The sequence below is a fragment of the Salinisphaera sp. genome, assembly GCF_035690525.1.
In the GTDB taxonomy this organism is placed as follows: domain Bacteria; phylum Pseudomonadota; class Gammaproteobacteria; order Nevskiales; family Salinisphaeraceae; genus Salinisphaera.
The window spans coordinates 1-7,966 of record NZ_DASSKM010000023.1 but is presented as its reverse complement, the minus strand read 5'-3'; the positions used below and the strand labels follow the sequence as shown (position 1 = coordinate 7,966).

The following is a 7,966-nucleotide window of genomic DNA, read 5'->3' as shown; positions in this document are numbered from 1 at the left end:
GCACGCGGGGGTCGACCACCGTGTCCTCGACGAACGGCAGCGGCTTGCGATCGCCCGGCGTGCTGCCGAGCAGGCCCACGCCGGCCTTGCGCAAATCCCAGAGCGCGGCCATAGCGGCGGTGTCCTCGGCGTGGTAGAAACCGGTCGAACGGCTGTCGCTGTTTTTGGCGAGATAGCGCCGGAACGGGTCGGTCAGCGCGTCGAGTTCATCGTCCGGGCCGGCCGCGAACTCGACCAGATTGACCGCGTCGGGCGTGCTGCCGTCGGCGTTTTCGATGAAATCGCGCACGCGGGTAGAGATGGGGTTTTCGCGCGCCAGTCCCATCACCTTGTCGTCCAGGCTTTCGATGGCGCTCGGTTCGAAGGCGACCAGTTTCTCGGCGTCGCGCAGGGCGTCGTCGAAGCTGTCGTAGCGCAGCGCGAACAGCGTCTTGGCCCTGGGCAGCGGCAGAACGCGCAGCTTCAATTCGGCCACCAGGGCCAACGTGCCTTCGGAGCCGCAGATTAGCTTGTTGAGATTGAAGCGCTCGCCCGAGGCGTCATAAATCTGAGCCAGGTTGTAGCCGCTCAGATAACGGTTGAGATCGGGAAACACGCGTGCGATTTCGTCGCGGTGTTCGGTAACCACCGCATCAACTTCGCGGTGGATATGACCGGCGCTATCCTCGCGGTTCTTGATCGCATCCAGTTCGGGCCGTGTGCAGGACGCGGCCCGCCATTTCGTGCCGCCGGCCAGCACGAGATGGGTTTCCAGCACGTGATCGCTGGTCTTGCCGTAGACCCGCGAGCCCTTGCCGCAACCATCGGTATTGGCCATGCCGCCGAGCGTCGCGCGGCTGCTGGGGGCTACATTGGGCGCGAAGAACAGGCCGTAACCGGCCAGATGATCGTTGAGTTGATCCAGCACCACACCGGGCTGCACGCGCACCCAGCCGGCCTCGGCATCGACCTCGACAATCGCGTTCATGTGACGCGAACAATCGATCACCAGCCCGGCCGTGAGCGAACACCCGATGGTGCTGGTGCCACCGCCGCGCGGGGCCAGGCGTACCGCATGAAACCGCGGCTCGGCCGCCAACGTCAGGATACGCGCGATATCGTCGCCGTCGCGCGGAAACAACACGCCTTCAGGCAGCACCTGAAAGGCGCTGTTGTCGGTGGCCATGGTCAGGCGGGCCGCGTAGTCATGCTGGATATCGCCCGCGAAATCGCGGCCGTCGAGTGACTGTATGAATTCGCGGTACAGCGGATCGATTTGTCTTTCGACGGGAAGCTCGGGAATCATCGGATTACCGTGGGCGGATGGCTATCGACAGCGTAAATCAGGTGGCGTCATAAAGCCGGGCCGGATTATTCACCAGTATCCGTTCGCGCACGCCGGCCTCGGGCGCCCAATACGCGAGCAGGTCCAACAGCGCGCCGTCGTTGGGCATGGGGCCCGCGATGGCCGGATGCGGCCAATCGCTGGCCCAGACCAGATGCTCGGGTGCGGCCTCGACCAGCGCCCGTGCAAACGGGGTGACATCGCGGTAGTCCGGCGCGTGCTCCGAGATTCGATAGGCGCCCGAAAGCTTGGTCCAGTACCGGCCGTCCCGCAGCAGTTCGAGCAGGATCCGGAAGCCGGGGTCGTTAAGGCCGGCGTCGGTGGGCACGTGGCCCATGTGATCGAACACGATGGGCACGTCGAGTCGATGCAGCCGCGGCGCGAGCGCGGGCAGGGTTCGGGCATCGACAAGCAGCTGAATATGCCAGCCGAACGGGCGTATCCGCTCGGCGGTGCGTTCGAGCACGTCGAGCGCCACGCCGCCGGCGAACAGACAGTTGATGCGTACCCCGCGTTCAGTCTGTTCATTCCCATACTCGGCCTCGGGTATCCGCCGACCATCGTCGCCCTGGTCATGTACGCCCTGTTGCCGATTTTGCGTAACACCATTACCGGGCTGCGCGGCGTCGACCCGGCGATCACCGAATCCGCGCGTGGCATGGGCATGACGGACTGGCAGACCTTGTTTCGTATCGAGCTGCCATTGGCCTGGCCGGTGATTCTCACCGGGGTGCGCGTATCCACGTTGATTGTGCTGGGCATTGCCGCGATTGCGGCCTACGTCAATGGCCCGGGCCTGGGCAAACCCATCTTTTCCGGGCTGGCCCGTATCGGGACCGCCCGTGGCCTCGATCTGTCGCTGGGCGGGACGCTGGGCATCGTGATCCTGGCGATTATTTTCGATCTGGTTTTGACATTTCTCACATGGCTGACGACGCCGCGGGGAACAAGATGAACGACGTTCAAGCACATGACAGTCAGGCGCGAGAAAACGCCGAGGCCGAGGTCATGATCAGCCTGCGGGAGCTGGCCAAGCGCTTTCCCGGCAGCCGGGAGATGGCCGTCGAAAGTCTGTCCATGGACATCCGTGCCGGTGAGGTGGTGGTTTTCGTGGGCCCCAGCGGCTGTGGCAAGACCACGACCATGAAAATGATCAACCGGCTGATCGAGCCGTCGTCCGGGCGCATCATCCTGGAGGGCGAGGATGTCAGCGACGCCAACCCTGATCAGCTGCGGCGGCGGATCGGCTATGTCATTCAACAAATCGGTCTGTTTCCGCACATGACCATCGCGGACAATATCGCCGTGGTGCCGCGTATGCTCGGCTGGGACAAGAAGCGCACCAACGAACGCATCGACGAGTTGTTGGAAACCGTGGGCATCCCGCTCGAGTACCGCAACCGTCACCCCAAAGCCCTGTCCGGCGGCCAGCGCCAGCGCGTCGGCGTAGCGAGGGCCATGGCCGCCGATCCGCCGGTATTATTGATGGACGAGCCGTTCGGGGCCATCGATCCGATCACCCGCACACGGCTGCAGAATGAGTTTCTGCGCCTCCAGGAACAGATCCAGAAAACCATCGTGTTCGTGACCCACGATATCGACGAGGCCATCAAGATGGGCGATCGCATCGCGATCCTGCGCGAACGCTCGCAGATCGCCCAGTTCGACACCCCCCAGAAGATACTCACGGGCCCGGCGAACGACTTCGTGCGCGATTTCGTCGGCTCCGGCGCGACCCTCAAGCGCCTGAGTCTGTCGTTTGTCGCCGATATGCCGGCCGCGGACTGGCCATCCGGCACCGTCGCCGATCCGCCGGAGCAGCTTCGCCAGACACTGGCACAGTCGCGGCGCGACTGGCTGCTGTTGCTGGGCGATGAAGGCCGGCCGCATAGCTGGGCTTCGGCCGAATGTCTCGATCGCGAATCACCCGAAACGGCCGGCCGCAAGGTGCGTTGTATTCTCGATGCGCGCACCACCCTGTACGAAGCGCTGGACGCAATGATCACCTCGACGGTCGGCAGCGCGACCGTGGTCGATGATAATGGCTACTTCGAGAAAGTGATCGATTTCGAGACCGTGCGTGAGGCCATCGCGACCCTGCATGCCGAAGCGCGTCGGCTGGACCGCCAGGGCCGCGACGCCTCCGATTCCGGCAACCCGGGCAGGTAATCGATCATGTCGGACTCGAAGCCGATGGCGGCGAATCAGGATGCCGATCGCGAACCGGGCCGTGGCTTTCCGGCGTGGCTACGCCACACCGTCATGCCGGTGGCGCTGGCAATAGTCTGTCTGCTGCTGTATCTGTGGATTCACAGCAAGCAGCTCGACAGCATCGAACAACGCAGTCTCAACGCACAAACCATTTCGCGGCTGCTTTTGCAGCACATCGAGCTGACCCTCGTCTCGACCGTCGGGGTGATCGCCATCGCCGTTCCGCTGGGCATTTTGCTGACGCGCCGCTTCATGCGCCGCCTGACGCCCGCGATCACGGCAATCGTGGGCATAGGTCAGGCGGTACCGTCGATCGGCGTCCTCGTACTGCTGGCGATTGCAGTGGGGCTGGGATTCTGGCCCGCGGTCGCTGCGTTTGTGCTGTATACGATCGTACCTGTGCTGCGCAACACCATGGTCGGTCTGACCCAGATCGACTCGGCGGTCATCGAGGCGGGCCGGGGCATGGGCATGAGCCGGGCCGCGGTGTTGTTCCGCATCGAATTGCCGTTGGCCGTGCCCGTGATGCTGGCCGGCATTCGCACCGCGCTCGTGATACTCGTGGGCACCGCGACGCTGGCGACGTTTGTCAGCGCCGGCGGGCTGGGCCAACTCATCGTCACCGGCAACAATCTTGGGCGGACCACCATTCTGGTGACCGGGGGCGTTCTGTCGGCGGTGCTTGCGCTGCTGATCGACTGGCTGGCGGGGATTGCGGAAATCTGGCTGCGACCCAGGGGGCTGTGACAATAAATCGAGTTCATGGAACCCACACGGAGGATGACCATGTTGAAATTATTCATGTTGAAATTATTAAGGCTAACGTTAGGCGGGGCGGCGGCTGCGAGTCTGATCTGGTCCGGGGCGGCATTGGCTCAAAAGCCTCTGGCGCAGCGAGTGGATTTGTCCGGAGCTCATCTGACCGTGGGCTCCAAGGGATTCACCGAGCAGGAAATCCTGGGCCAGATAACGATCGAGCTGTTGGAGGCCGCCGGTGCCGATGTCACCGATCAGACCGGTCTGGCGGGCTCCAACGCGGTACGCAAGGCACTGTTGTCCGGCGAGATCGATATGTACTGGGAGTGCACCGGTACGGCGTGGCTGAGTTATCTGGGGCATACCACGACCAATACCAAAAAGGGGCACCTCTACAAGCAGGTGGCCAAGCAGGATCTTAAGCAAAACAATATCGTCTGGCTGAAGCCGGCCGACTTCTCGGACAGCTACGGTATTGTCACCAATCAGAAAACCGCCAAGAAATACCATCTTAAAACGCTGGACGACATCGGTAAGGTGATCAAGAACCACCCGCAGGACGCCACCCTGTGCGTGGGCAACGAGTTCAGCCAGCGCGATGACGGCTTGCGTGGTCTGGAAAAGGCGTATGGCTGGAAGTTCCCGAAAAGCAACGTGTCGATACTGCAGGACAGGTCGCGCATCAGTTCCTCGTCAAGCACGGTTTCATCGCCGAATAGTCAAATTTAATGTAACTCACGCGGACCACGCCGGTCGTGAACCGGGATGGTCCGCTTTTTCGGTCGGTATTCTTTAAAATGCGTATAGGCTTGGCACAAATAGACTCTGTACCTGGAGAGATAGACCAAAATCTCAACAATATGCGGATTTATGTAAAACAGGCGCATGAGCAGGAGGTGGATCTTCTCGTCTTTCCGGAGCTTTACGTGAGCGGCTACTCGCTGGGACAGATCAGCGAAGAAGTGTCCCTGGCGCCGTCCGACCCGCGCCTGAAGCCGTTGCTCGAGGATACCGGCGCCATGTCGATCACCTTTGGGTTACACGAGGATGGCGGCCTGCGAACCTACAATAGTGCGGTTTACTTCGAGGCGGGCCGTCTGGCGCATGTCCATCGCAAACTGTACCTGCCGACTTACGGCGCCTTCGAGGAACGCAAGCATTTCAGCCCCGGGCAGAGCATGTGCGCATTCAACACTAAACACGGCGCGATGGCGATGATGGTGTGCAACGACGCCTGGCAGTCGGTGCTGCCGTTTCTCGCGGTACAGGATGGGGCTCAGATTTTATTGATCCCCACCAATAGCGCCGACAGCCGTTTCTCCGGTCGCGTCGACAACGTTGATTATTGGCATGGCATCACCCAATTCTACGCTCGCATGTTTCAAAGCGTCGTGGTATTCGTCAATCGCGTCGGTTGCGAGGGCGAATTTCAATTCTGGGGGCGGTCGCACATCGCCGGGCCATCGGGGGAAATCATTGCCGAGGCGCCGTGCGGGGAACCCGCGTTGATCGTCGCCGATATCGATCTGCAGGAAGTCCGCCGTCAGCGGCGGCGCGTGCCGTTGATCAAGGAGGCGCGACTCTCCTTGCTCTGCCGGGAGTTCGACCGGCTGGCGCAGAACGGGGGCGATCTATAGGTGAGGTCTTACTAGGCCGTCCACGTTTCACACGACGCCGCGCCGCGTCGTATGCAACGGCAATACGCCAGTGCACGGACCGAGCCCAGGGTTTATAGTATCGCGCCTACAATTTTCCGTTGCATTGACAACCCGTGTTGTCTCCTGACATCGCGCATGACGCAGCGCGAGTTGTATCAAACGTCCATCAAAGCGTACTCCCATGAGCGGTTTTACCGAGCACAAACCCTTGAATCTGCCGGCCGTCGAGAGCGAGATCCGGCGCTGGTGGGACGAAGCCGGCGTGTTCGAGGCCAGCACCGCCGCGCGCGCCGACGGCCCGACCTTCACCTTCTACGAAGGCCCGCCCACGGCCAACGGCCGGCCGGGCATTCATCACGTGCTCGGACGCACCATCAAGGACGCGTTCTGCCGCTACAAGACCATGCGCGGCTACCGCGTGGACCGCAAGGCCGGCTGGGACACCCACGGCCTGCCGGTCGAGATCGAGGTCGAAAAGGAACTCGGGCTTAAATCGCGCGAGGACATCGAGGCTTACGGCATCGCCGCCTACAACGCGGCCTGCCGGGAATCGGTGCTGCGCTACAAGAGCCAGTGGGACGAGCTGACCCGGCGGATCGGTTTTTGGGCCGATCTCGACGCTCCTTACGTGACCTTTTCCAACGAATACATCGAGTCGGTCTGGTGGCTGCTGAAACAGCTCCACGAGCAAGGGTTGCTCTACAAAGGCCACAAAATCCACTGGTATTCGCCGGGCTCGGGCACGGTGTTGTCCTCGCACGAGGTCAGCCTCGGCTACAAGGAAGTTCAGGACCCGTCGATCACGGTCAAGTTCTTCCTCAAGGACGAGCCGGATGTAGCGATCCTCGCCTGGACCACCACGCCTTGGACCATGCCGTCCAACGTCGCGCTCGCCGTCGGCCCGGACATCGAGTACGCGAAGGCGCGCGCCGAGGACGGCTCGCTCTATATCGTGGCCAAGGACTGTGTCGCCGCCACGCTGGGCGAGGGCGCCGAGATCCTCGAAACCTTCGGCGCCGATGCGCTGATCGGCAAACGCTACCAGCCGCCCTACGACTGTTTCGCCGATCACTCCGAGGCCGACAACGCTTGGCGCGTGATCGCGGCCGACTTCATCACCACCGCGGATGGCACCGGCATCGCCCACGAGGCGCCGGCGTTCGGCGCCGACGACTACCGCGTGACCAGCGAACACCATATGCCGGCGTTCAATCCGATCGAGCGCGACGGGCGTTTCCGTGAGGGTTTTCCGCTGGTCGGCGGGCTGTGGTTCAAGGACGCCGACAAGCCGATCGCGCGCGACCTCAAGGCACGCGGCCTGTTGTTTTCCCAACAGGTCACGGTTCACAACTACCCGCACGACTGGCGCAAGGGCACGCCCTTGATGAATTACCCGGTCGAGTCCTGGTTCGTGGCCACGCAGGCGCATAAGGACAAGCTGGTCGCCTACAACAACCGGATCAATTGGCATCCGCCGCACGTCGGCACCGGCCGCTTCGGCGACTGGCTGGCCAACAACGTCGATTGGGCGCTCTCTAGGCATCGCTATTGGGGCACGCCGCTGCCGATTTGGGTCAACGACCGTAATCCGGACGATATCGTCGTCATTGGCTCGATCGCCGAACTGCGTAGGCACGCGGGTGACGCTGTGCCGGTCGACGCCGAGCTTGACCTGCACAAGCCGCAGGTCGACGAGATCACCTGGGCGGCCGCGGACGGCGGCACCATGCGGCGCGTGCCCGAGATCATCGATGTGTGGTTCGACTCCGGCGCCATGCCCTTCGCCCAATGGCATTATCCATTCGAAAATAAAGAGATCTTCGAGGCGAACTTCCCGGCGGACTTCATCTGCGAGGGCGTGGACCAGACCCGCGGATGGTTCTATTCGCTGCATGCCATCGGCACGTTGGTCAAGGATTCGCCGGCCTACAAGAACGTCATCGTCAACGGTCTGCTGCTGGATGCCAACGGCGAGAAGATGTCCAAGTCCAAGGGCAATACGGTCGATCCCTTCGAA

The 7,966-nt window shown here is 62.3% G+C and carries 8 protein-coding genes; 6 read left to right on the top strand and 2 right to left on the bottom strand.

Features of this window, described 5'->3' with window-relative positions; translation table 11 throughout:
* Window positions 1–1,285, bottom strand: a 1,285-nt coding sequence (locus VFJ08_RS01580) for an FAD-binding oxidoreductase (RefSeq protein WP_324994459.1), incomplete at its 3' end; no start/stop codon positions are given.
* 37 nt (window positions 1,286–1,322) lie between these two features.
* Window positions 1,323–1,790 (bottom strand): amidohydrolase family protein, encoded by a 468-nt coding sequence (locus VFJ08_RS01575; RefSeq protein ID WP_324994457.1) that lies wholly within the window; start codon window positions 1,788–1,790, stop codon window positions 1,323–1,325.
* Here VFJ08_RS01575 and VFJ08_RS01570 point away from each other — a divergent pair.
* The 6 genes from VFJ08_RS01570 to ileS form a co-directional block, all read left to right on the top strand.
* Entirely contained in the window at window positions 1,746–2,279 is a 534-nt protein-coding gene (locus VFJ08_RS01570) for an ABC transporter permease (RefSeq protein ID WP_324994455.1), read from the top strand. The genes VFJ08_RS01575 and VFJ08_RS01570 overlap by 45 nt on opposite strands.
* Window positions 2,276–3,493, top strand: a complete 1,218-nt coding sequence (locus VFJ08_RS01565; protein ID WP_324994453.1) for a betaine/proline/choline family ABC transporter ATP-binding protein — start codon at window positions 2,276–2,278, stop codon at window positions 3,491–3,493. Before VFJ08_RS01570 ends, VFJ08_RS01565 begins: the two co-directional genes overlap by 4 nt.
* Before the next feature lie 6 nt (window positions 3,494–3,499).
* A complete protein-coding gene (locus VFJ08_RS01560; RefSeq protein ID WP_324994451.1) occupies window positions 3,500–4,282 on the top strand; it encodes an ABC transporter permease in 783 nt (260 codons plus the stop codon).
* 39 nt (window positions 4,283–4,321) lie between these two features.
* Window positions 4,322–5,020 (top strand): glycine betaine ABC transporter substrate-binding protein, encoded by a 699-nt coding sequence (locus VFJ08_RS01555; RefSeq protein WP_324994449.1) that lies wholly within the window; start codon window positions 4,322–4,324, stop codon window positions 5,018–5,020.
* A gap of 68 nt (window positions 5,021–5,088) precedes the next feature.
* Complete coding sequence (locus tag VFJ08_RS01550) at window positions 5,089–5,928, top strand: nitrilase-related carbon-nitrogen hydrolase (RefSeq protein WP_324994461.1); 840 nt, start codon at window positions 5,089–5,091, stop codon at window positions 5,926–5,928.
* 202 nt (window positions 5,929–6,130) lie between these two features.
* The coding region (ileS, locus tag VFJ08_RS01545; RefSeq protein WP_324994447.1) for an isoleucine--tRNA ligase at window positions 6,131–7,966 on the top strand (1,836 nt) is incomplete at its 3' end.